Below are 21,479 nucleotides of genomic sequence, written 5' to 3'. Positions count from 1 at the left end.
ACAGACAACCCGCCGGAACCAGCCTCATTTGCGGCCGAAGCCAAAACTAGCGTATTCTAGATCTTCGGTGCTTACGCCAACACTTGGGTTATGACCCCACGGCGTTGAGGCACAGCGAGAGCCCACCCAATCATGGAACCGGGTTCCGCACGCAAATTTGTAATAAACGTCGAGAGAAGTGAGTTCCCAAGTGGTGTACGCGATTGTCCGCGCAGGCGGCCGCCAAGAGAAGGTTTCCGTTGGAGACTTCGTTACCCTGAACCGCGTCGCCGGTGGAGCTGGCAGCACCATTCAGCTGCCCGCACTGCTCCTGGTTGACGGTGACAAGGTCACCTCCGCCGCTGCTGACCTGGCCAAGGTAACTGTTACGGCTGAGATCCTCCAGGACCTCCGTGGTCCTAAGATTGTGATCCAGAAGTTCAAGAACAAGACCGGTTACAAGAAGCGCCAGGGTCACCGCCAGGAACTGACCAAGGTCAAGATCACTGGTATCAAGTAACCTTCCGTTACTGTTCAGGTTTTTCAGCAGATTCCCCAGAATTTAGAGGCAGGCATTTCAGATGGCACATAAAAAGGGCGCGAGCTCCACTCGCAACGGTCGTGACTCCAACGCACAGTACCTCGGCGTCAAGCGCTTCGGCGGCCAGGTGGTTTCCGCCGGCGAGATCATCGTCCGCCAGCGCGGCACCCACTTCCACCCGGGCGCCGGCGTTGGCCGTGGCGGCGACGACACCCTGTTCGCACTGACCCCGGGCGCCGTTGAATTCGGCACCCGCCGCGGTCGTCGCGTCGTCAACATCGTTGCTGCTGCAGCTGCAGAGTAACAACCAGATCTGAAGCGGTGGAGCGGGCCATATGGTCCGCTCCACTGTTCTTTTAACCGCATTACAATCATCTTGGCGCCCCGGGCGTCCAGGAAACAGCACTGAGGAGATCCACGTGGCCAGCTTTGTAGACCGGGTAGTACTGCACGTATCCGGCGGTACCGGCGGCCACGGGTGCGTCTCCGTCCACCGCGAGAAGTTCAAGCCCCTGGGAGGGCCCGACGGCGGCAACGGCGGCAATGGCGGCGACGTGATCCTTCGCGTGGACCACCAGACCACCACCCTCCTCGACTACCACCACGCACCCCACCGCCACGCCACCAACGGCGGCCCCGGCATGGGCGACTGGCGCGGCGGCAAGAACGGCGAGACCCTCATCCTTCCTGTCCCGGACGGCACCGTGGTCAAGTCCAAGGACGGCACCGTCCTCGCGGACCTCGTGGGTGAAGGCACCGAATACGTCGCGGCGGCCGGCGGCATCGGCGGCCTGGGCAACGCCGCGCTCTCCTCCCAGAAGCGCCGTGCGCCCGGCTTCGCCCTGCTCGGCATCGAAGGCGAATCCAGCGACATCGTCCTGGAACTGAAGTCCATTGCGGACATCGCCCTGGTCGGTTTCCCGTCCGCAGGAAAATCGAGCCTGATCGCGGCCATGTCCGCGGCCCGCCCCAAGATCGCCGACTATCCGTTCACCACACTGGTCCCCAACCTTGGCGTCGTGCAGGCCGGCGACGTCCGCTTCACCATTGCCGACGTGCCCGGGCTGATTGAAGGCGCCAGCGAAGGCAAGGGCCTGGGCCACCACTTCCTGCGCCACGTGGAGCGCTGCGCTGCCCTGGTCCACGTCCTGGACTGCGGCACCCTCGAGGCAGACCGCGATCCGCTTTCTGACCTGGCAGTCATTGAGGCCGAGCTGGAAAAGTACGCCGTGGACATGAGCTACGCAGGCCAGGACGGCGAGGTGGTTCCACTGAACCACCGACCCCGCCTCGTGGCCCTGAACAAGGTGGACCTGCCCGACGGCAAGGACATGGCCGAATTCGTCCGCCCGGAACTTGAGTCCCGCGGCTACCGCGTCTTCGAAATCTCGGCAACCAGCCACGAGGGCCTGCGGCAGCTGGGCTTCGCGATGGCCGAAATCGTGCAGGCAGCGCGGGACGCGGTGGCAGCAGCCCCGCCCAAGGTCCAGCCTGTGGTCATCAAGCCCCGCGCCGTCAACGAAACCGGGTTCCGGATCCGCCGGGAGGAGAAGGGCCTCGAGCCGCTGTTCCGCGTACTGGGCGAAAAGCCGGTGCGCTGGGTCAAGCAGACCGACTTCACCAACGAGGAAGCCATCGGCTACCTGGCCGACCGCCTGGCTAAGCTCGGTGTGGAAACGGAACTGTTCAAGCAGGGCGCCAAGCCCGGCGATACGGTTGTTATCGGCGAGGATGACGGCGTCGTCTTCGACTGGGAGCCCACCATGATGGCAGGCGCCGAACTGCTGGCCTCGCCGCGCGGTACGGACGTCCGTTTTGCGGACATCGGCGACCGCCCCACCCGTGGACAGAAACGTGAAGAGCAGCAGGAACGCAAGGACGCCAAGGCCGCTGCCCGGGCCGAACTCGAAGCGGAGCGCAAGGCCGGCATCTGGACCGAATCCGTGAGCAGCCGCAGGGTTGCCAAGCCGCTCAAGGAGAGTGGACTGGGCGCAGACGATGACATCTAGGGCTGCGTCCGCGGAACCGCTGGCGCGGTCCGTGGACAGGAGCGTGCTGGCCAACGCGCACCGGATCGTGGTGAAGGTGGGCTCGTCGTCGCTGACCAGCATCAAGGGCGGCATCTCGGAAGAGTCGCTGACCGCCCTCGCGGACGCACTCGCCGCCAAGCGCAACACCGGAACAGAGATCATCCTGGTTTCCTCCGGTGCCATCGCGGCGGGTCTTGCACCGCTTGGCCTCGCCAAGCGCCCCCGCGACCTCGCCACCCAGCAGGCGGCCGCCAGCGTTGGCCAGGGCCTGCTCATGGCCCGCTACACCCAGGCTTTCGGGGCCCACGGCGTGACCGTCAGCCAGGTGCTCCTCACCGCCGAAGACCTGATGCGCCGCAGCCAGCACACCAACGCGTTCCGCGCCCTCAACCGGCTGCTCAGCCTCGGCGTGGTCCCCGTGGTCAACGAAAACGACACCGTAGCCACCCATGAAATCCGCTTCGGTGACAACGACCGGCTCGCCGCCCTCGTGGCCCACCTGGTCCGCGCCGACGCGCTGGTCCTGCTGTCCGACGTCGACTCCCTCTACGACGGCCCGCCGTCCCTTGGCGCGAAGCGGATCCCGCTGGTGGAGGGGGCGCACGACCTCGACGGTGTCTCCATTGGCAAGACCGGCAAGGCCGGCGTCGGCACCGGCGGCATGCTCACCAAAGTGGAGGCAGCGTCCATGGCAGCGGGATCCGGCATCCACGCCCTGGTCACTTCCACGCCCAACGCCGCCGCGGCCCTTAACGGCGAGGACGTGGGCACCTGGTTCACGGTCAACGGCGCCCGGAAGCCCGTCAGGCTTCTCTGGCTGGCGCACGTGGCCTCCGTCCAGGGACGGCTCGTGCTGGACGACGGCGCTGTGAAGGCCATCCGCCATCACCGCACGTCACTGCTGCCTGCCGGCATTTCCGCCGTCCACGGTGATTTTGAAGCCGGCGACGCCGTGGAGATAGCAGGAGCCGACGGTACGGTGGTGGCGCGCGGACTGGTGAACTACTCCTCCGCGGAGCTGCCCCAAATGCTGGGCCGGTCCACCAGGGACCTCGGTGAGGCGCTGGGCAGCGGCTATGACCGTGAAGTTGTTCATGTTGACGACCTGGTGCTGGTCTGAGCTTCCGGCTCGCCTAAACTTGGAACATGACTGAGGCCCTGATCCACAAGACTGCCGAAAATTCCGGACACACCGCTGCCGCCACGCAGCCCGTTGAGTCATCGGCAGCACCGGTCCCGGCTGACATTCCGTTGTCTTCCGGCGACGTCGAGGCCGCAGTGCACGCCATCGCCGACCGTTCCCGCCACGCGGCGCGGCGGATGGCCATGGCCAACCGGGCATGGAAGGACCGCGCCCTCCGCGCAGTAGGCACAGCCCTGCAGGAGAGCACTGAATCCATCCTCACCGCCAACGCCATGGACGTGGCGGCAGGAAAGGCCAACGGCACCTCCGCGGCCATGCTGGACCGCCTGACCCTGACGGAAACCCGCATCGCGGGCCTGGTGTCGGCCCTGGAAAACCTGGCCAACCTGCCCGACCCCGTAGGCAACGTTGTGCGCGGGCAGACGCTCCCCAACGGCCTGCGGCTCCGACAGGTCAACGTCCCCATGGGCGTGGTGGCCGCCATCTACGAAGCACGGCCGAATGTCACGGTGGACATTGCCGGGCTGGCACTCAAGAGCGGCAACGCCGTGATCCTGCGCGGCGGCAGCGCCGCCCAGGCAACCAACGAGGTGCTGGTGCGGGTACTGCGCGAAGCGCTCGAATCCGTGGGCCTGCCCGCCGACGCTGTCCAAACGGTGGACCAGTACGGCCGCGCCGGCGCCAATGTCCTGATGAAGGCCCGCGGCCGGGTGGACGTACTCATTCCCCGTGGCGGCCGCGAGCTGATCCAGACCGTCGTCACCAACTCCGCTGTCCCCGTCATCGAAACCGGTGAGGGTAACGTGCACATCTTCATCGACGAGTCGGCCAGCGAGGACATGGCGGTGGAGATCCTCCTGAACGCCAAGACGCAACGGCCCAGCGTCTGCAACACGGTGGAGACGCTCCTGGTCCACTCCGGTTCACGCGTACTTCCTGCCGTTGCGGCCGCCCTGCGCAAGGCCGGCGTCCGGCTGCACACCGATGAGCGCACCCGCGCCGCCCTTCCTGCCTCCATCGAGTCGGAACCGGCCACCGACGAGGACTGGGCCACCGAATACATGGACCTTGACCTTGCGGTCGCCATGGTGGACAGCCTCGATGAGGCAGTCAGCCACATCCGCACCTGGTCTACCGGCCATACCGAGGCCATCCTCACCAATGACCTGTCCAACGCCGAGCGTTTCATTGCCGAGGTGGATTCCGCGGCCGTCATTGTCAACGCGTCCACCCGGTTTACCGACGGCGGAGAGCTGGGGCTGGGTGCCGAGGTGGGGATTTCCACCCAGAAACTGCACGCCCGCGGTCCCATGGGGCTGACCGAACTCACCACCACGAAGTGGATCGTGCAGGGCGAGGGCCAGGTGCGCGGGTAGCGCACGGTAACATAGACCAGAAGCCAGAAACGGCGGAGCTTTCCGCTGCCACAATCGTTTGAGCCCAAGGGGAGAACATGCTGTTCCAGCAGATTGCCACGTCCGTCGCCGAAGGCGAAGAACACGAACTCGCGCCGCTGTGGGCTGAGCCGTGGGTCTTCGGTGTGGTCATCTTCGCCATCCTGCTGGTCATGATGTTCATCACCCTGTCCTACTCCAACCTGGGCAACCGCCACACGGCCACCGAGGAGCACGCGGATCCGCACCGCCAGCACCCGAACAAGCACGATCACGGGCAGGGCCACTAACATTTCCCGCGTTTTGCACCGCTCGGGTGCCAACGGCAGGCTGCGGCTGGGCGTGATGGGCGGGACATTCGATCCCATCCACCACGGCCACCTGGTGGCGGCCAGCGAGGTAGCGGCGGAATTCGACCTGGACGAGGTGGTTTTCGTCCCCACCGGCCAGCCGTGGCAGAAGTCCCACAAGCACGTCAGCGAACCCGAGCACCGCTACCTGATGACCGTCATCGCCACGGCGTCAAACCCGCGCTTTACGGTCAGCAGGGTGGACGTTGACCGGCCGGGTCCCACGTACACCATCGATACCCTCCGCGACCTCCGGGCCCAGCGCCCCGACGCCGACCTCTTCTTCATCACCGGGGCGGACGCCCTGGCGCAGATCCTCTCCTGGAAGGACATCGACGAACTGTGGTCGCTGGCCCATTTCGTCGGGGTCACTCGGCCCGGGCATGTCCTGGACGGCATGGGACGCGATGATGTCAGCCTCCTGGAGGTCCCGGCCATGGCCATCTCCTCGACGGACTGCCGCGCGCGCGTGGCCGCGAACCATCCGGTCTGGTACCTGGTGCCGGACGGCGTCGTCCAGTACATCGCCAAATACGGCCTGTATGAAGCCGCCGCGGAAGCCGACGCGCCACCGTCCCTAGCACGTGAACCAGCCAGTACTGAATGAGTTCTCAATGAGTCAGGAACAGCCCCCCATCCGCAGCCGCCGGGAACTCCGGAAGGCCCGGGACGCCCAGCAGGAGTCTGCTTCAAAGGGCGCGGAGCAGCTCCCGCCTGCCCCCACGACAGTTGCTGCTGCCCCGGTTGCTGCTGCGCCCCCAAGGATCGGTGACGCCGGAACGGCCGCCGGGCAGGCAAATACCCCGCGGTCATCCCAGATCCGGGCGCGGGACCGTGCAACCCTTCGCGCCATCAAGGAGCTGGAGGAAAAAGAAGGCCAGCTCTCCGCCGGTGGTCCTCCCACCCGTCGGCAGCTCCGCCTCCAGCAGCTGAAGGAACAGGCGCTGACGGCGGCCAACCCCATTGTTCCGCCGGCTTCCACTCCGCCCGCTTCCGCTCCTCTGCGTTCCGCGGAGGGGCCCCGGGTTGACGGCAGGCAAAAGGACAACGGCCATAAGGACAGCGGCCACAGAGACAGTCACGCCGGCCCGGAAAACACCGGCGCGGGGGAGCAGGCCCGTGTGGGCGGTACACCCGCCCCCGGCGTAAAGGCCGGTTCACCGGGCCCCGAGGGCATGACCGTGGAACAGGCTCTGGCCGCCCGCTCCCTGCTCGCAGAGCAGGCAAAAAACCAGATCGCCAAAATGGAGCACATTGCCTCCCTGGATCCCGAAGCGGTTGATCCGGAGATTCTGGCTGAGCAAATCGCCCTGGCGGAACGAGCGGCGGTCATGAACCGCCGGGCCATGGCCAGGCAAAAACTGGCTGAGCAGGCCGGAGCCCCTTCGGTTCCCCCGGCTCCGGCAACCCCTCCGAAAGATCCCGGCCAGGGACGTTCCCGGGATGCCGGAAAGCTGCCCGTGGATGCCGCCACAAAGGACCAGGCCGGGAAGCCCGCGGCCGGACAGCGCCCCGCGCCCTCTACCGCCAATAACCTGGCCATGGTCACGCCGCTGGAATTCGTGCAGGTCCCCGGCATCGACCGGCCCGTCATGAAGCCGCCCGCAACTTCGCACGTACCGGTCACCACCCGCCCGGGAACCAAGGTCACCCCTTCCGGTACCAAGAAGCGGCGTTCACCAGGCTCACAGCGCACTGCCACCGCTGAGGACGGTCCCGGCCGCTCGCAGGTGATCGCAAGGGCTGAAGCTGCCGCCCGGGCCGCTGCCCGCCCGCAGCAGGTGGTTACTGAAGAGCACCAGGGGGAGGACCTCTTCGAGGACCTCCCGCGGATCCCGGCCTCGTCCGCCCACGGCCTGGATCCCCTGGACGCAGCTACGGCGGGACTGGCCCGGGCGAACCGGACCAGGGTCCTGCAGTTCCTGATCCTGGCATTCGGCATCGTGGCACTCGTCTCAGGCATCATCCTGATCATTAGCGGCATGTCCCGCTGACCACCAACAGCCGGCCGGCAACGGACGGCCCCTGCATATTTAACCCAACAAGGAGTCACGTGACTGCATCAGAATCGTCCATCACCATAGCCCGCGCCGCCGCCAGGGCAGCCGCGGACAAGATTGCCCAGGATATTGTTGCCCTGGACGTCAGCGAGCGGCTCGCCCTGGCCGACGTTTTCCTCATCGCCTCGGCACCCAGCGAACGCCAGGTCAACGCCATCGTTGACGGTATTGAGGAAGAACTCGCCAAGCAGGACCTGCGGCCCGTCCGGCGTGAAGGCCGTTCCGGTGGCCGTTGGGTGCTGCTGGACTACTCGGACATTGTTATCCACGTCCAGCACGAGGAGGACCGCGTGTTCTACGCCCTGGAACGCCTCTGGAAGGACTGCCCCGTGGTGGACCTGCAGCTCGGGGATGACGCGTCAGCCAAGGCCACCGCAGGGTCCGAGACCGAATAAATCCGCGGAATCGCGCGGAATATGCCCGATTTGGAATTTTCGGAATTGCTGTTCTAAGATATTTGAGTTGCTTCGGGGAAAGCCGAAAAAGCTCGAAAGGGCAGCAATTGTTCGGGGCTGTGGCGCAGCTGGTAGCGCACCTGCATGGCATGCAGGGGGTCAGGGGTTCGAGTCCCCTCAGCTCCACCGAATAATCCGCCGGAATCACTGTGATTCCGGCGGATTTTTTTTGTTTGCCGTCTCCCGGGAACCCAGCCGCGCGCCCGGACAAGCCCCAGGCCGGGACACGGCACCACGATTGGCGTGCGGGGCGAAAGTGCATTAAGCTGATCAGGTTGCTTCGGGGAGTTATTCCGGAAGCGGCACATCCGGGGCTGTGGCGCAGCTGGTAGCGCACCTGCATGGCATGCAGGGGGTCAGGGGTTCGAGTCCCCTCAGCTCCACCGATTAACATCTGCACCGAGCCGGAAGGCGAAGGAGCATCGGAAGGGACGGTCCCATCGGGACCGTCCCTTCCGCGTTAACCCAGCTGCCCCTTCAGAGCCAGGCTGTCCGCCGCAGCGGGGGTTCATCACCGCCCGGCCGCTGGACCAGGACCTGGTTGACGCCCGTCAGCCCGCCCTCAAAGCCAAGCGCGCTGGACGCCATATACAACCGCCAGACCCGCGCCCTGCCCAGGCTGGCCAGCTTTACGGCGTGGTCCCAGTTGGCCTCCAGCCTGCTGACCCAGGCACGCAGGGTCAACGCATAGTGCCGCCGCAGCGCCTCCACATCCAGGACCTCGAATCCGGTGCCCTCCAGGGCAGCCACCATCTCGCCAAGGCTGATCATCTCCCCGTCCGGAAACACGTAGCGCGGAATGAACGAATCAGGATCCGGCCTGGTGGGGCCCGCGTTCCAGGAAATTGCATGGTTCAGCAGCCGCCCGCCAGGCCGGAGCAGGCTGAACAAAGCGGCGGCGTAGGCTGGCGTCTGTTCCCTGCCCACATGTTCGGACATCCCGATGGAGCTGATGGCATCGAAAGGTCCGTCCCCGATGTCCCGGTAGTCCTGGACCCTTATGTCCACCCGCTCGGTCAGGCCGGCCTCGGCGGCCCGCTTGCGTGCAAGGTTTGCCTGCTCCGTGGAAAGGGTGATGCCCACCACCGTTGCGCCGTACTTTCCGGCAGCATGGAGGGCGAAGCTTCCCCATCCGCAGCCTACGTCCAGCACCCGCATTCCCGGCCGCAGGCCCAGCTTCCGGCACACCAGGTCCAGTTTTGCCTCCTGGGCTTCTTCCAGGCCGGCGGCGAGCCGGTTGCCCGACTCCGGGGATTCCGTGCCGTAGCTGCCGTCCGGCCAGACCGCGCACGAATAGACCATGGACTGCCCCAGCACCAGTGCGTAGAAATCGTTGCCCACATCGTAGTGATGGGAGATGGCTGCCGAGTCGCGCCGGCGCGAATGCAGCCGGCCCTTCTTCACCACTTTTGCCTCCTCGGGCGGCGGCGCCGGATTGGGGCCCAGCGCCCCCAGCCGGACGGCCGTGCGGAGCAGCGTCCACATTTCCCGGGCCGTGAGCCGCCGGAACGGACCGGGCTCCGCGAACTTCCCGGCTGAACTCAACGCGGTGAACGCCGCGAAGATGTCCCCGGGCGAATCGATGTCGCCCGCCACGTAGGCACGGCTCAGGCCGAGCTGGCCCGGGGACCACAGGATCCGGCGGAGGGCCCGGCGGGAACGGAACTCCAGGACAGGTGCACCCTCAGGCCCTGCCTCTGACCCGTCCCAGGCCCGCAGGCGCAACGGCAGCTCTTCGGTGTCCAGCACAACTGACAGGGCCTGGGCCAGGCGCGCTGCGTGTCCTTTGTGTGTGGTCATGGTGGTCCTCCCGTCTCCATGGGCCAAGACTAAGGCCGGGAGACGCCCCGCGACTATCATGGGGGAGTGAATTCTGCCCGTGCCGACGTCGTTGTCATCGGCGCGGGCCAGGCCGGGCTTTCGGCTGCCTACCACCTTCAGCGCCGCGGTGTTGACCATGTAATCCTCGACGCCGAGGATGGTCCCGGCGGCGCGTGGCGGCACCGGTGGAAAAGCCTTCGGATGGAAACGGTCAACGGCATCAGTGATCTTCCCGGTATAGCCAAGCCCGCCGTGGATCCGCGCGAGCCCAGTTCGGAATTCCTGGCACGCTACTTCCGCGACTACGAGGAGGAACTCGGGCTGTCCGTCCGGCGGCCCGTGAAGGTCCACTCGGTGAGCCGGGAGGACACAGACCCCGCCGGCCTGCTGGGGATCGCCACATCGGACGGAGACTGGACAGCCAGGGCCGTCATCAACGCCACCGGCACCTGGACCCGCCCGTTCTGGCCCATCTACCCCGGGCAGTCCACCTTCCGCGGACGCCAGCTCCACGTGGCGGACTACGTCTCCGCGGAGGAGTTCAAAGGACAGCACGTGATTGTGGTGGGCGGCGGCATCTCGGCTGTCGGCCTCCTTGACGAAATCTCGCGCGTCACCACCACCAGCTGGTTCACCCGCCGGGAACCGGTGTGGCGGGATGAGGAGTTCGACGCCAGGGCGGGACACGACGCGGTGGCCCTGGTGGAGGAACGGGTCCGCAGGGGCCTGCCGCCGCAGAGCGTGGTGTCGGTGACCGGCCTGATCTGGACGCCGGCCCTCAAGGCGGCGGCGGCCAGGGGCGCCCTGGACCGGCAGCCGATGTTCACCTCCATAGAGCCCGGCGGCGTCAGGCTCGCTGAAGGAGGTTTCCAGCCGGCAGATGCGATCCTGTGGGCCACCGGGTTCCGTGCGGAGCTGGAGCATCTCGCGCCGCTGCACCTGCGGGGACCCGGCGGCGGCATAGCGATGGAAGGAACCCAGGTAGCCTCGGAACCCCGCGTCCACCTGGTCGGTTACGGGCCGTCGTCGTCCACGATCGGGGCCAACAGGGCCGGACGCGCCGCCGTGGCGGCCATCCTCAAACTCCCCGGGATCAGTCAGGCGGCAACACCGGTAAGTTGGGGCTGACGGACGGGGCACGGCCCGTGCCCGGTCCACGCACCCAAGCAAACGCACACAGCACACGCACAACGGAAGCGGCAGAACACGTGGCATCAGACACTCTTCAGGACGTCTTCAGCGCACTTCGGCGGAGGCCGGATGTGGAAGCGCCCAACCTGCAGGCGTGGGACGCCACGGACCGGCTCCTGCTGGAGACAGCCGCGGAACTGGTCCTCGGCGGAAGCGCGATTGCCGTTATCGGGGACCGGTACGGGGCCCTGACCCTCGGCGCCCTGGCCACGCTCAGCCCGGATTCGGTCCGCGTGCACCAGGACCTGGTCACCGGAGAGCGCGCTCTGCAGCTCAACGCGGCCGCATATCGCAACGCCGCCCACGTGCCGGAGCCAACAGCAGGAACGTCCGACGGCGGAGCCGGGAACCCGCCCGGCTTCACGCAGATGCCGCTCGGGCCTGAGCTCCTTGCCGGCGCCCGGGCGGTGCTTTTGCAGTTGCCCAAGACCCTGGCGGAACTGGATGAAGTTGCTGCCGCCGTGGCCCGGTATGCCGCACCTGACGTCACGCTGATCGCGGGCGGGCGGGTCAAGCACATGTCCCTCGGCATGAACTCCGTGCTGGAACGGCACTTCCGCTCGGTCCGGCCCCAGCTCGCCCGGCAGAAATCGCGCGTGATCCTGGCGGGCGGGCCGCAGGGGAGCGGGGAGCAGGAACGCTATCCCGTCGTCGAACACCTCGCCGAACTGGACCTCAAGGTCGCCGCCCACGGTGCCGTCTTCGCAGGAACCAAACTGGACATCGGGACCAGGTTCCTGCTGACGTTCCTTCCCTCCATGAAGACGGCCCGGCACGCCGTCGACCTCGGCTGCGGCACCGGAATCCTTGCCGCCATGTACGCCCGGCAGCGCCCCGGCTCCCAGGTGACCGCCACGGACCAGTCCGCCGCGGCCGTGGCCTCGGCGCTGGCCACGGCGGAGGCCAACGCCCTGGCGGATCGCATCACGGTCCTGCAGGACGACGCGCTCAGCACCATGGCGGACGGCAGCGTGGACCTGGTCCTGCTCAACCCGCCGTTCCATGTGGGTGCGGGCGTCCACGCCGGTGCAGGTTTGAAGATGATTGAAGCCGCGGGCAGGGTGCTCGCTCCGGGCGGCGAACTGTGGACGGTCTTCAACCGCCACCTGCCCTACCCGCCGGCCCTTGAGCGGCACGTCGGGCCCACCGTGGTGAAGGGCCGGAACCCCAAGTTCACGGTGACCTTGAGCACCCGCCGCGGCACGGACCCGGCAGGGGCGTGAGCCCGTGGGCCCGCAGCCTGCCGGGCAGCACCACCTTCGCTGCCGGGCTGCGCACGGGGGCCGCGCCGCGCCGTCGTGCCGTCCTATGGGTGTCTGACCACGCGTAACGTACGATTCAAGCATCACCATATGTACGTGGCCGAAGACGTTTAGGGGACGCTGTGACTGAGATCCGCCAATCCTCACCGAGGCGCGGAACCAACCTGCCCAAAATGGGGGACTTCAACCTCACGGTGATCCTGGACGCCATCCGCAGGTCCTCCGGCGGCCTCAGCCGCGTGGAACTTGCCCAGATTGTGGGCCTGTCCCCGCAGACCATCTCCAACATCTCCCGGCGCCTCCTGGACCAGAACCTGATCGTGGAGGCCGGCAAGGAAGGCAGCGGCCCGGGCAAGCCGCGCACCATCCTCAGGCTCAACCCCGGCGGTGTGTTCGCCCTCGGCGTCCACCTCGATCCCGCGGTGACCACGTTCGTGGTCCTGGACCTCGTGGGCTCGGTGGTGCGGCATTCCCGGATAAAAACCCCCGGCGGCAACGACCCCTCGGCCGTCATCACCACCATCGCGGCCGAAATCGACCAGCTGGTGGAGGATTCCGGCGTGGACAGGGAGCGGATCGCCGGCCTGGGAGTGGCCGCACCTGGCCCCATCGACCTGGACAACGGCACAGTGGTGGATCCGCCGCTGCTGCCCGGCTGGGACAGGGTGGAACTGCGCAGCGCCCTTTCCGAAGCCACCGGATACTCGGTCCTGGTGGACAAGGACGTCACCAGCGCGGCCGTGGCGGAAACCTGGGCCGGCGGCCCCAGCGGCTCCGGCAGCTTCATCTTCATGTACATGGGCACCGGCATAGGCTGCGGCATTGTCCTCAATGATGAGGTCATCCGGGGAACCTCCGGAAACGCCGGCGAGATCGGCCACATCATTGTGGATCCCGACGGCGCCCCCTGTGACTGCGGCCTGCGCGGCTGCGTGAAATCCACCTGCATCCCGCAGGTGCTGGTAGCCGAAGCGGAAGACGCCGGCATCCTGGACGGCTCCCGGTCAGGCAACAGCGGAGCGGAAATACAGCAGAGCTTTTCCCGTTTGTGCGACCTCGCGGACCAGGGCAACGAACAGGCACTTGCCATCATTGACCGGTCCGCGGTGCGCGTGGCCCGGGCCGTGGCCGTGGTGACCAACACGCTGGACGTTGAACGGGTGGTGTTCGGCGGGCCGTTCTGGAGCCGCCTGGCAGACCGTTACCTGGAGAAGGTCCCGGCGCTGCTGGATGCCCACAGCGACACCCGGCTCATCCATCCCATCGATGTTGTGGGCACCGGGGTGGGGGACGACGTCGGCGCCATCGGGGCGGCTTCCCTGGTCCTGGAGCATACGCTGGCCCCGCGGGCCCAGCGGCTCCTCCTGGAGAGCTGACCCGACGGGCTGTACGCAGCGCCTTGCCTGCCGCAGGACGTCCATCTAGCATGTGCATACTGTGCGGTTTGGGGCCCGCCAACAACAGGGCCGCCGCCATCGACCGAATGGAGCGCCATGCGTCGCCGGGCCCTGAAGACCATGTCCCTGATTGCCGCGGCAACGGTAGCCCTGGCGGCCTGCAGCCCGGACGATCCCGGCGCTTCGTTCAAAACCCTGAAAGTTGCGTACCAGAAAACGGACTCCTTCACCGCCCTGGACACCATGCTCCAGGCCGCCAAACAGGAGTTTGAGGCGGCGAACCAGGGAGTGACCGTTGAGCTGCAGCCCATCCAGGCCAACGACGACGACTACGGGACGAAACTGGCCCTCGCGCTGCGCTCGCCATCCACGGCGCCCGACGTTTTCTACGAGGACACGTTCAAGGTCCGCTCCGACGTGGACGCCGGCTACCTCCTGAAGCTGGACAGCTACCTGGAGGGCTGGGAGGACTGGGACACGTTCGACGACGGCGCCAAGGCGGCAGGGCGGGCGGACGACGGCGGGACGTACGCAGTGCCCCTGGGCACCGACACCCGCGCCATCTGGTACAACCGGAAAGTCCTGGAAGCTGCCGGGGTCACCCTTCCCTGGGAGCCGCGCAGCTGGCAGGACATCCTGGACACGGCACGGAAGATCAAGGCCAACGACCCCACCGTTATCCCGTTCAACATGTACGCCGGCAAGGGAACCGGCGAGGGGACCGTGATGCAGAGCTTCTACGAGCTGCTGTACGGCACGGGCTCATCGCTCTACGACGAAGAGGCCGGAAAGTGGGTGGTGGGTTCGGCCGGCTTCCAGGACTCGCTGGCCTTCCTCAAAACCCTTTATGACGAACAGCTGGCCGTTTCCCCAGCCGAGGCCCTCGACGCCAACGTGTGGAAGAAGGTGTTCGGCGAGTGGCTGCCTAACGCCAGGATGGGCGCCACCGTGGAAGGCTCCTACGCGCCGTCGTTCTGGCAGGATGGCGGAAGCTATGAGTGGCCCGGCTACGAACAGGACATGGGCGTTGCCCCCTTCCCCACCCAGAACGGCCAGGCCCCGGGAGCTGTGAGCATGTCCGGCGGCTGGACACTGGCGCTCGGGGCGGAGACCAAGGAGCCTGAGCTGGCATTCAGCTTCCTGACCACTGCGCTCAAGGAAGAGAACTCCCTCAGCTTCACCGTGGAAAGCTCGCAGATTGCCGTCCGCAAGGACGTGGCCGCCGACCCCGGTTACCTTGACGCCAATCCGTTCGTCAGGGATGTCTCCGCGCTTGTTTCGGTCACCAAGTACCGCCCTGCAACTGCCGACTACCCCCGGATTTCCGTGGCTGTCCAGGAAGCCACCGAGGCCGTCGTCACCGGCACCAGGTCGCCCCAGGAAGCGGCTGCGGACTACGATGCCGCAGTGGCGGACATCGTGGGTGCCGCCAAGACCGTCCGGAAGTAGCGGGTGCGGTTTCCAGCCACGGCACGGCAACTGCTCCGTTACCTCCCGGTCCTTCCTGCTGTCCTGCTCCTCCTTGTCTTCCTGGCGGGCCCCGTGCTCTGGGCATTCCACGCATCCCTCACTGACGCCGGCCTCACCGGGCGCAGTGCCCGCAATCCCTCATGGGTGGGGCTGGAGAACTACCAGAGGTTGCTTACGGATCCCGTGTTTCCGCTCTCCGTCCTCCTCACGGTGGTGTTCGTGGCGGGGTCGGCGGTACTGGGACAGAACCTGCTGGGCCTCGCGCTGGCCGTACTGATGCGGCGGGCACGGCCGCTGGTGTCCGCCGTCGTCGGCACCACCGTGGTGGCCGCCTGGGTGCTGCCGGAAATCGTGGCCGCCTTCGCCGCCTATGCCTACTTCAGCGGGGACGGGACCCTGAACCAGCTGCTGGGCGGCCTGGGACTTGGCCGGCAGGACTGGCTGTACGCCTTTCCCATGGTGGCCGTGATGCTCGCCAACGTGTGGCGGGGGACAGCCTTTTCCATGCTGGTCTACCGGGCCGCATTGAATGAGGTTCCGGCCGAGGTGACCGAGGCGGCCCAAATGGATGGCGCCCACGGCTGGCAGCGGTTCGCGTTCATTACGCTGCCGATGATCCGGTGGAGCATCACCACCAACCTGATGCTGATCACGCTGCAGACCCTCGCCGTCTTCACGCTCGTCTGGGTGATGACAGCGGGCGGGCCGGCCAACGCCAGCACCACCCTGCCCGTCCTCGCATACCAGGAGGCCTTCAAGTTCGGTGATATCGGCTACGGGACAGCCGTGGCTTCGGTGCTCATCCTGATCGGCGCCGCCTTTGGACTGGCGTACGTGCGGCTGCTCCGGGAGCCCCGGCCATGACGGCTCCCGCCAGGACGCCGGGCAGCCTTCCGCTCCGGCCGGCCGCACCCAGGCGGCGCCGGGCCGGCAGCGCTCCGGCTGACCTGGTGCTGCTGCTGATCGGCGCCTGCTTCCTGCTGCCCCTGCTCTGGCTCATCCTGGCTTCGCTGGACGCCGAAGCCGGGCATGAGCTGAGGCTTCCGGACCGGGCCGGCCTGGACAACTTCGCCGCAGTGCTGACGCCGGAGTTGCTGCTCCGGCCGCTGTGGAACAGTGTGCTGCTCTCCGGGGGGACGGCCACGGTCACCGTTGTGGCGGCTGTACTGGCGGCCTACCCGCTGTCCCGCTACCGGTCCAGGTTCAACCGGCCCTTCATGTACACCGTCCTTTTTGGGACCTGCCTGCCCATCACGGCGATCATGGTCCCCGTGTATGGGCTCTTCGTCCAGCTTGAGCTGCTCGATTCGATGACAGCCACCATCTTCTTTATGGCCACCACCACCCTGCCCATGGCCATCTGGATGACCCGGAACTTCATGGAGGGCGTGCCGGTGTCGCTGGAAGAAGCAGCCTGGGTGGATGGCGCATCGCGGATGACCGCCCTGCGGACCATTGTCCTGCCGCTGATGAAGCAGGGGCTGGGAGTGGTGTTCATTTTCGTGTTCATCCAGGCCTGGGGAAACTTCTTCGTCCCGTTCGTCCTGCTCCTCTCGGAGGCACGGCAGCCCGCGGCGGTGTCCATCTTCAGCTTCTTCGGACAGCACGGTGCAGTGGCCTACGGCCAGCTGGCCGCGTTCTCCATCCTGTATTCGCTGCCGGTGCTGGTCCTCTACGTCATTGTGGCGAGGGGCGGCAGCGGTTCCTTTGCCCTGTCCGGAGCGGTCCGGGGCTGAACAGGCCCCGCGGCCGCAACCGGACGGGCAGGAGGGACGGTTTCAGTCGATATCCTCGAGGACCACACCGAATGGAAGGGCCTCGTCGAGGTGGGCCTGGTGGCCGGTGGCACCCGGGTTGTACGTGACCCGTACTCCATGAAGCTTGTCCGCAGCGGACTGCTGCAGGACGGGCTTGACGGTGCTGATGAACATCTCGCTTTTGTCGGCGAGAAACTCCTTGTAACTGGCTGGAAGCTCGCTCATGCCAAAAGGATAGACCTGGCAACGGCTGATGGGGAGGGGTCCCCATTGTCCAAAATGCCGGAGCGGTCTTGGATAGGATGGCGGGCGGAGTGCAGCCGGCCGGCAGCCACGCCCAGTTCAGCCACCAGGGGGAAAATCCAGTGCTTTCGACCAGTGCGTCTGCGAGAATCGAACCTTCGGAACTGGCCCGGGCACAGCAGGTGGCGGCGAATATTGCCGGCAGCTTTGACGCGAAGGTTGTGGGGCAGGCCCGGCTGCGTGAATCGCTGCTGGTGGGGCTGCTGACCGGCGGGCATATCCTCCTGGAAAGCGTCCCGGGCCTTGCCAAGACCACGGCTGCGCAGGCCGTTGCAGAGGCAGTGAGCGCCGACTTCCGGCGGATCCAGTGCACCCCGGACCTGCTGCCCAGCGACATTGTGGGAACCCAGATCTACGATGCCGCCAACGGCACGTTCGTCACGCAGCTGGGACCGGTCCACGCCAACATTGTGCTCCTGGACGAGATCAACCGTTCCAGCGCCAAAACGCAGAGCGCCATGCTTGAGGCAATGCAGGAACGCCAGACTTCCATCGGCGGCCGGGAGTACCCGCTGCCCTCGCCCTTCCTGGTCCTGGCCACCCAGAACCCCATCGAGCAGGAGGGCACATACCAGCTGCCGGAAGCCCAGATGGACCGTTTCATGCTCAAGGACGTGTTGGACTATCCGTCACCTGCGGAGGAAGCCGAGATCATCCGGCGCATCGATGCCGGTGTGTACACGCCGGAGCAGGCGCCGGCCGCGGCCGCCTCGCTGGAGGCCGTCACTGCCGCCCAGGAACTGGTCCGGCGTGTCTACATCGATCCCGCCGTCATCAACTACATCGTGGGCCTGGTTTTCGTCACCAGGAATGCCCACCAGTACATCGATTCACGGCTGGCCGCCTTCATCGAGTTCGGCGCCAGCCCCCGGGCCAGCATCGCCTTCAGCCAGGCCGCCCGTGCGGTGGCACTGCTGAACGGCAGGGACCACGTCATTCCCGAGGACGTCAAAACGCTGGCCCACCGGGTACTGCGCCACCGCCTGATCCTGAACTTCGACGCAGTGGCGGAACAAGTGCGGGTGGAAACGGTGATTGACGCCGTCGTCGCTGCCGTCCAGACGCCCTGAGGCCTGCGTGACAAGCCTCCTCCAGCGGGTGAAGTCGGACATGGCCATCTTCGCCCACCGCAAAGCCCGCGGCATGCTTGACGGTGAGTACGGCTCGGTGTTCCGGGGCCGCAGCCTGGACTTCGATGACCTCCGCGCCTATATCCCGGGGGACGAGGTCCGCGACATTGACTGGAAGGCAACTGCACGGCACGGTTCGCCGCTGATCAGGCGCTACGTGGCGGTCCGCCGGCAGACAGTGCTGCTGGTCACCGACACCGGCCGCAACATGGCCGCGGCGGCCCGCAGCGGGGAAACGAAAAAGGACATTGCAGTGATGGCCCTGGGCGTCATGGGGTACCTCGCCCACCGGCACGGCGACGTGGTGGGGCTGGTGTCCGGCGATTCCGCGGGCACGACGGCGTTGCCCGCCAAGGGCGGCGAGGCCCACCTTGAACGCCTCCTCCGGCGCGTGGATTCAGCGGCAACACTGGACGCCGCGCCCAGCAGGCTCGAGGACCAGCTGGACCATGTTGCGCGGACCATCAAAGGCCGCAACCTGCTGTTCGTCGTCGCCGATGAGGTGGCGGCAAGCCCCGCCACCAGCCGGCTGCTCCGCCGCATCCAGGCCCAGCACGAGATCCTTTGGCTCACGGTGAGGGACGCCAGGCTTGTCCCGGATGAACCCCTGCTGCCGCTGGACGAGGTTCCGGACTCCTACAGCGTCTCCGGCTCCTACCCCCTTCCTGCACACCTCGTCCCGGACCCGGCGGTGGTTTCTGCCTATGCCACCGCCGTCGCCGAACGCGACACCGGCCGGAAAGCCATGCTGCGCCAGGCCGGCATCACGGAGGGCGAGGTGGCGGGCAGCCGGGACGTGGTGAGCGCGCTGTTCGCTCTCTTGGAAAGGCACCGCCGTGCAGGCTGACCCCGGGTTCTACGGCCCCCTGCAGTATGGCCCGGCATGGATGTGGGCCGGCGTGGCGCTGCTGGCCCTGGTGGCCGCCTGGTACGGCGTTGTGCTGGCAGCCACGCGGAGGCCGCGGGAAGCGGACGCCGTCCAGCGTCCTGCCCGGCTGACGGACCTGGCAGCGCTCAAGGCCGCGTACCTGCAGCGGATCGATGATGTGGAACGGGACGCTGCCGCCGGAACGCGGAGTGCCCGCGGCTCGCACCAGGAAATCAGCCTCCTGCTGAGGAAATTCGTCCGCGACGCCACCGGAGTGGACGCGCCCCGCATGACGCAGTCGGACCTGGCCGGGCATCCCCTTCCATCGGCTGCGGCCGCCGTTGGTGCGCTGTACCCGGCCGCGTTCGGCCCCGACCCCGTTCCTCCCGTCGCCTCGTCCGCTGCCGCAGCCCGAAAGGTGGTGCAGGCATGGAACTGATGTGGTGGTGGCTGCTTCTCCCCGCCGCGGTGGCGGCAGGCGCAGCCTGGTGGGCCGCCAGGCGGACTGACAGCACAGCCAACGCGCGACGGCGGCCGGTGGCGCATGCGGACCGGCTCATCCTCCTGCCGGAATACCAGGCCGCGCTGCGGCGGCACCGCCGCTGGCTTGCGGTCGCCCTGCTGGCCTGCGCCGCGCTGCTCGCCTCCACGGCGGTGGCAGCAGCCCGGCCCGTCGGGGTGACAACCACGCGGCCCGAACAGCACAACCGGGACATCATGCTGTGCCTGGACACCTCGGGTTCCATGAGCAGTGCCGACGCCGCGGTGGTAGACGTCTTCGCCGAACTCGCGGCGGAATTCGATGGAGAACGGATCGGACTCACCATCTTTGACAGCACGGCCGTCCAGGTATTTCCGCTCACCGACGACTACCACTACGCCCGGGAGCAGTTGGAGCTGGCGCGGGACGCGTTCGACGGGCAGCCCGGAAGTTCGGGATTCCTGGACGGAACGTGGAGCGGCCGGGGCTCCTCCCTGATCGGGGACGGCCTGGCGTCGTGCCTCAACAGCTTCCCGCACACCGCCGGCCGGGCCGGTAACGGGGATCCCGGCACCACCGGGGACCCGGCCGCCACGCAGGACGCCGGCGCCACCCAGGACCCCGGGCAGCCGCAGCGCTCACGGTCCGTGGTCCTGGCGACGGACAACTTCCTTTCCGGTGAGCCCATCATGACCCTTGGCGAAGCCGCAGCCCTCGCGCGGGAAAGGGCGGTGCACGTCTACGCGCTCAACCCGGGGGACCTCGACTACGGTTCAGGCCCGGACCAGCCCGGAGCGCAGCTGAGGGCCGCGGCAGAGTCCACCGGCGGGGCCTACTATGCGTTGGACAATCCCGAGGCCGTGCCGGGCGTGGTGCGGGGCGTCGAGGAAACGGAGAAAACAGCGCTCCGCGGCACTCCGCGGGCGGTTGTCTCCGATGAGCCCGGCCTTCCGTTGGCCGCTGCCCTCCTGTCCGGACTGGTCCTCGCGGTTGCCGGCTGGCGGTTGCGGCCATGACCCTCCAGCCGGTGCTGCCCTGGTGGCTGCTTCTTCCCCTCATCGCTGCCGCCGGGGCCGTCCTGGGCTGGCAGCTCCGCAGCCCTGGGAACATCAGCAGGCCTGGGAACAGCCGGCATCAGAGCGGGGGAGCGGGCCGCCGCGCCGGGGTCCGGCACGCCCTGCTGGTCCTGCTGCTGGTGGGGGCTGTGCTGCGCCCCGGCCTGCCGGGAGGAACGGCCCAGGTGGCAACGGCCGACCTGAACGTGTTCTTCGTGGTGGACACCACCACCAGCATGGTGGCGGAGGACTACGGCAACGCGGAACCACGGATGGCGGGGGTACGGCAGGACATCGCGGCCATCGCCGAAGGACTGCCCGGTGCCCGGTTCTCCGTCATCACCTTCGACACCGCGGCCCACGTCCGGATGCCCCTGACCACCGACACGCTGGCGCTGGACACCATCACGTCCGTCCTTGAGCCGCAGGTGACCGCCTATGCCAAGGGAAGCAGCATCACGGCGGCCCGCGAGGTGCTCTCCGAACGCCTTACCCTTGCCCGGCAGAGCCACCCCGGGCGGCCCCGGCTTGTGTTCTACCTTGGCGACGGCGAACAGACCAGCGCAAAGGCACCGGCGCCGATGGACCTCGAGGACGGCCTGGTGGCCGGGGGCGCGGTGCTGGGTTACGGCACGGCAGGCGGTGGCAGGATGCGGGAAAACACCGGGGAGGAGTACGACGACGGTTCCACAGGAGCCGGGGACGCCTCCTATCTCCGGGACAGCAACGGTGACGGCGCCGGATATGCATTTTCCAGGATTGATGAAGGCCGGCTCCAGCAGATCGCGGGG

22 protein-coding genes and 2 tRNA genes are annotated in these 21,479 nt (G+C 67.2%); 22 read left to right on the top strand and 2 right to left on the bottom strand.

Features of this window, described 5'->3' with window-relative positions; translation table 11 throughout:
* Window positions 1–190 precede the first annotated feature (190 nt).
* The 11 genes from rplU (at window position 191) to HTS88_RS15380 (ending at window position 8,336) form a co-directional block, all read left to right on the top strand.
* Window positions 191–499: a 50S ribosomal protein L21 gene (gene rplU, locus HTS88_RS15430; RefSeq protein WP_066276623.1), complete on the top strand. Its 309-nt coding sequence runs from the start codon at window positions 191–193 to the stop codon at window positions 497–499.
* Between the two features lie 61 nt (window positions 500–560).
* Window positions 561–824: a 50S ribosomal protein L27 gene (gene rpmA / locus HTS88_RS15425; RefSeq protein ID WP_009372867.1), complete on the top strand. Its 264-nt coding sequence runs from the start codon at window positions 561–563 to the stop codon at window positions 822–824.
* 115 nt (window positions 825–939) lie between these two features.
* The gene (obgE, locus tag HTS88_RS15420; protein WP_174179856.1) at window positions 940–2,529 is read left to right on the top strand and encodes a GTPase ObgE; all 1,590 of its coding nucleotides are present in this window, start codon (window positions 940–942) and stop codon (window positions 2,527–2,529) included.
* Window positions 2,519–3,670: a glutamate 5-kinase gene (proB, locus tag HTS88_RS15415; protein ID WP_104186062.1), complete on the top strand. Its 1,152-nt coding sequence runs from the start codon at window positions 2,519–2,521 to the stop codon at window positions 3,668–3,670. The genes obgE and proB overlap by 11 nt, the downstream gene beginning before the upstream one ends.
* 26 nt (window positions 3,671–3,696) lie before the next feature.
* A complete protein-coding gene (locus HTS88_RS15410) occupies window positions 3,697–5,070 on the top strand; it encodes a glutamate-5-semialdehyde dehydrogenase (protein ID WP_174179854.1) in 1,374 nt (457 codons plus the stop codon).
* 77 nt (window positions 5,071–5,147) lie between these two features.
* Window positions 5,148–5,378 carry a hypothetical protein gene (locus HTS88_RS15405; protein WP_104186060.1) on the top strand — a complete coding sequence of 77 codons (231 nt, stop codon included), beginning with the start codon at window positions 5,148–5,150 and terminating at the stop codon, window positions 5,376–5,378.
* Window positions 5,379–5,391: 13 nt separating this feature from the next.
* Window positions 5,392–6,045: a nicotinate-nucleotide adenylyltransferase gene (gene nadD, locus HTS88_RS15400; protein ID WP_192044147.1), complete on the top strand. Its 654-nt coding sequence runs from the start codon at window positions 5,392–5,394 to the stop codon at window positions 6,043–6,045.
* A gap of 7 nt (window positions 6,046–6,052) precedes the next feature.
* Window positions 6,053–7,432, top strand: a complete 1,380-nt coding sequence (locus HTS88_RS15395) for a hypothetical protein (RefSeq protein ID WP_174179852.1) — start codon at window positions 6,053–6,055, stop codon at window positions 7,430–7,432.
* A 59-nt stretch (window positions 7,433–7,491) separates the two neighbouring features.
* A complete protein-coding gene (rsfS, locus tag HTS88_RS15390; RefSeq protein WP_066276611.1) occupies window positions 7,492–7,893 on the top strand; it encodes a ribosome silencing factor in 402 nt (133 codons plus the stop codon).
* Window positions 7,894–8,006: 113 nt separating this feature from the next.
* Window positions 8,007–8,079 (top strand) — tRNA-Ala (locus HTS88_RS15385).
* A gap of 184 nt (window positions 8,080–8,263) precedes the next feature.
* Window positions 8,264–8,336: transfer RNA gene (locus tag HTS88_RS15380), tRNA-Ala, on the top strand.
* 94 nt (window positions 8,337–8,430) lie between these two features.
* Here the strand turns inward: HTS88_RS15380 and HTS88_RS15375 are convergent.
* Window positions 8,431–9,753, bottom strand: a complete 1,323-nt coding sequence (locus tag HTS88_RS15375) for a class I SAM-dependent methyltransferase (RefSeq protein WP_174179850.1) — start codon at window positions 9,751–9,753, stop codon at window positions 8,431–8,433.
* 66 nt (window positions 9,754–9,819) lie between these two features.
* Between HTS88_RS15375 and HTS88_RS15370 the strand changes: the two genes are divergently transcribed.
* The 6 genes from HTS88_RS15370 (at window position 9,820) to HTS88_RS15345 (ending at window position 16,830) form a co-directional block, all read left to right on the top strand.
* Window positions 9,820–10,902, top strand: coding sequence for an FAD-dependent oxidoreductase (locus HTS88_RS15370; protein ID WP_174179848.1), 1,083 nt, complete (start codon window positions 9,820–9,822; stop codon window positions 10,900–10,902).
* An 80-nt stretch (window positions 10,903–10,982) separates the two neighbouring features.
* Entirely contained in the window at window positions 10,983–12,188 is a 1,206-nt protein-coding gene (locus HTS88_RS15365; RefSeq protein WP_174179846.1) for a class I SAM-dependent methyltransferase, read from the top strand.
* A 212-nt stretch (window positions 12,189–12,400) separates the two neighbouring features.
* The gene (locus tag HTS88_RS15360; protein WP_174179959.1) at window positions 12,401–13,603 is read left to right on the top strand and encodes an ROK family transcriptional regulator; all 1,203 of its coding nucleotides are present in this window, start codon (window positions 12,401–12,403) and stop codon (window positions 13,601–13,603) included.
* A 117-nt stretch (window positions 13,604–13,720) separates the two neighbouring features.
* The gene (locus HTS88_RS15355; RefSeq protein WP_174179844.1) at window positions 13,721–15,073 is read left to right on the top strand and encodes an extracellular solute-binding protein; all 1,353 of its coding nucleotides are present in this window, start codon (window positions 13,721–13,723) and stop codon (window positions 15,071–15,073) included.
* A gap of 3 nt (window positions 15,074–15,076) precedes the next feature.
* Window positions 15,077–15,958, top strand: coding sequence for an ABC transporter permease subunit (locus HTS88_RS15350; RefSeq protein ID WP_174179842.1), 882 nt, complete (start codon window positions 15,077–15,079; stop codon window positions 15,956–15,958).
* On the top strand, window positions 15,955–16,830 hold the full coding sequence (locus tag HTS88_RS15345) for a carbohydrate ABC transporter permease (RefSeq protein WP_174179840.1): 876 nt from the start codon (window positions 15,955–15,957) through the stop codon (window positions 16,828–16,830). Before HTS88_RS15350 ends, HTS88_RS15345 begins: the two co-directional genes overlap by 4 nt.
* 42 nt (window positions 16,831–16,872) lie before the next feature.
* On the opposite strand, the gene HTS88_RS15340 is transcribed toward HTS88_RS15345, so the two are convergent.
* A complete protein-coding gene (locus HTS88_RS15340; RefSeq protein ID WP_174179838.1) occupies window positions 16,873–17,076 on the bottom strand; it encodes a hypothetical protein in 204 nt (67 codons plus the stop codon).
* 140 nt (window positions 17,077–17,216) lie between these two features.
* On the opposite strand from HTS88_RS15340, the gene HTS88_RS15335 reads away from it, so the two are divergent.
* The 5 genes from HTS88_RS15335 to HTS88_RS15315 all read left to right on the top strand — a co-directional run.
* A complete protein-coding gene (locus HTS88_RS15335) occupies window positions 17,217–18,224 on the top strand; it encodes an AAA family ATPase (protein WP_174179836.1) in 1,008 nt (335 codons plus the stop codon).
* 7 nt (window positions 18,225–18,231) lie between these two features.
* Entirely contained in the window at window positions 18,232–19,131 is a 900-nt protein-coding gene (locus tag HTS88_RS15330; RefSeq protein ID WP_174179834.1) for a DUF58 domain-containing protein, read from the top strand.
* The gene (locus HTS88_RS15325; RefSeq protein WP_174179832.1) at window positions 19,121–19,591 is read left to right on the top strand and encodes a hypothetical protein; all 471 of its coding nucleotides are present in this window, start codon (window positions 19,121–19,123) and stop codon (window positions 19,589–19,591) included. The genes HTS88_RS15330 and HTS88_RS15325 overlap by 11 nt, the downstream gene beginning before the upstream one ends.
* Window positions 19,582–20,649, top strand: a complete 1,068-nt coding sequence (locus HTS88_RS15320) for a VWA domain-containing protein (RefSeq protein WP_174179831.1) — start codon at window positions 19,582–19,584, stop codon at window positions 20,647–20,649. The genes HTS88_RS15325 and HTS88_RS15320 overlap by 10 nt, the downstream gene beginning before the upstream one ends.
* Window positions 20,646–21,479, top strand: an 834-nt coding sequence (locus tag HTS88_RS15315) for a VWA domain-containing protein (protein WP_174179830.1), incomplete at its 3' end; no start/stop codon positions are given. The genes HTS88_RS15320 and HTS88_RS15315, both read left to right, overlap by 4 nt.

It is taken from the genome of Pseudarthrobacter oxydans, assembly GCF_013314975.1.
GTDB lineage: Bacteria > Actinomycetota > Actinomycetes > Actinomycetales > Micrococcaceae > Arthrobacter > Arthrobacter oxydans.
The sequence above is the reverse complement of the archived record's forward strand: the minus strand, read 5'-3'. Positions and strand labels throughout refer to the sequence as shown.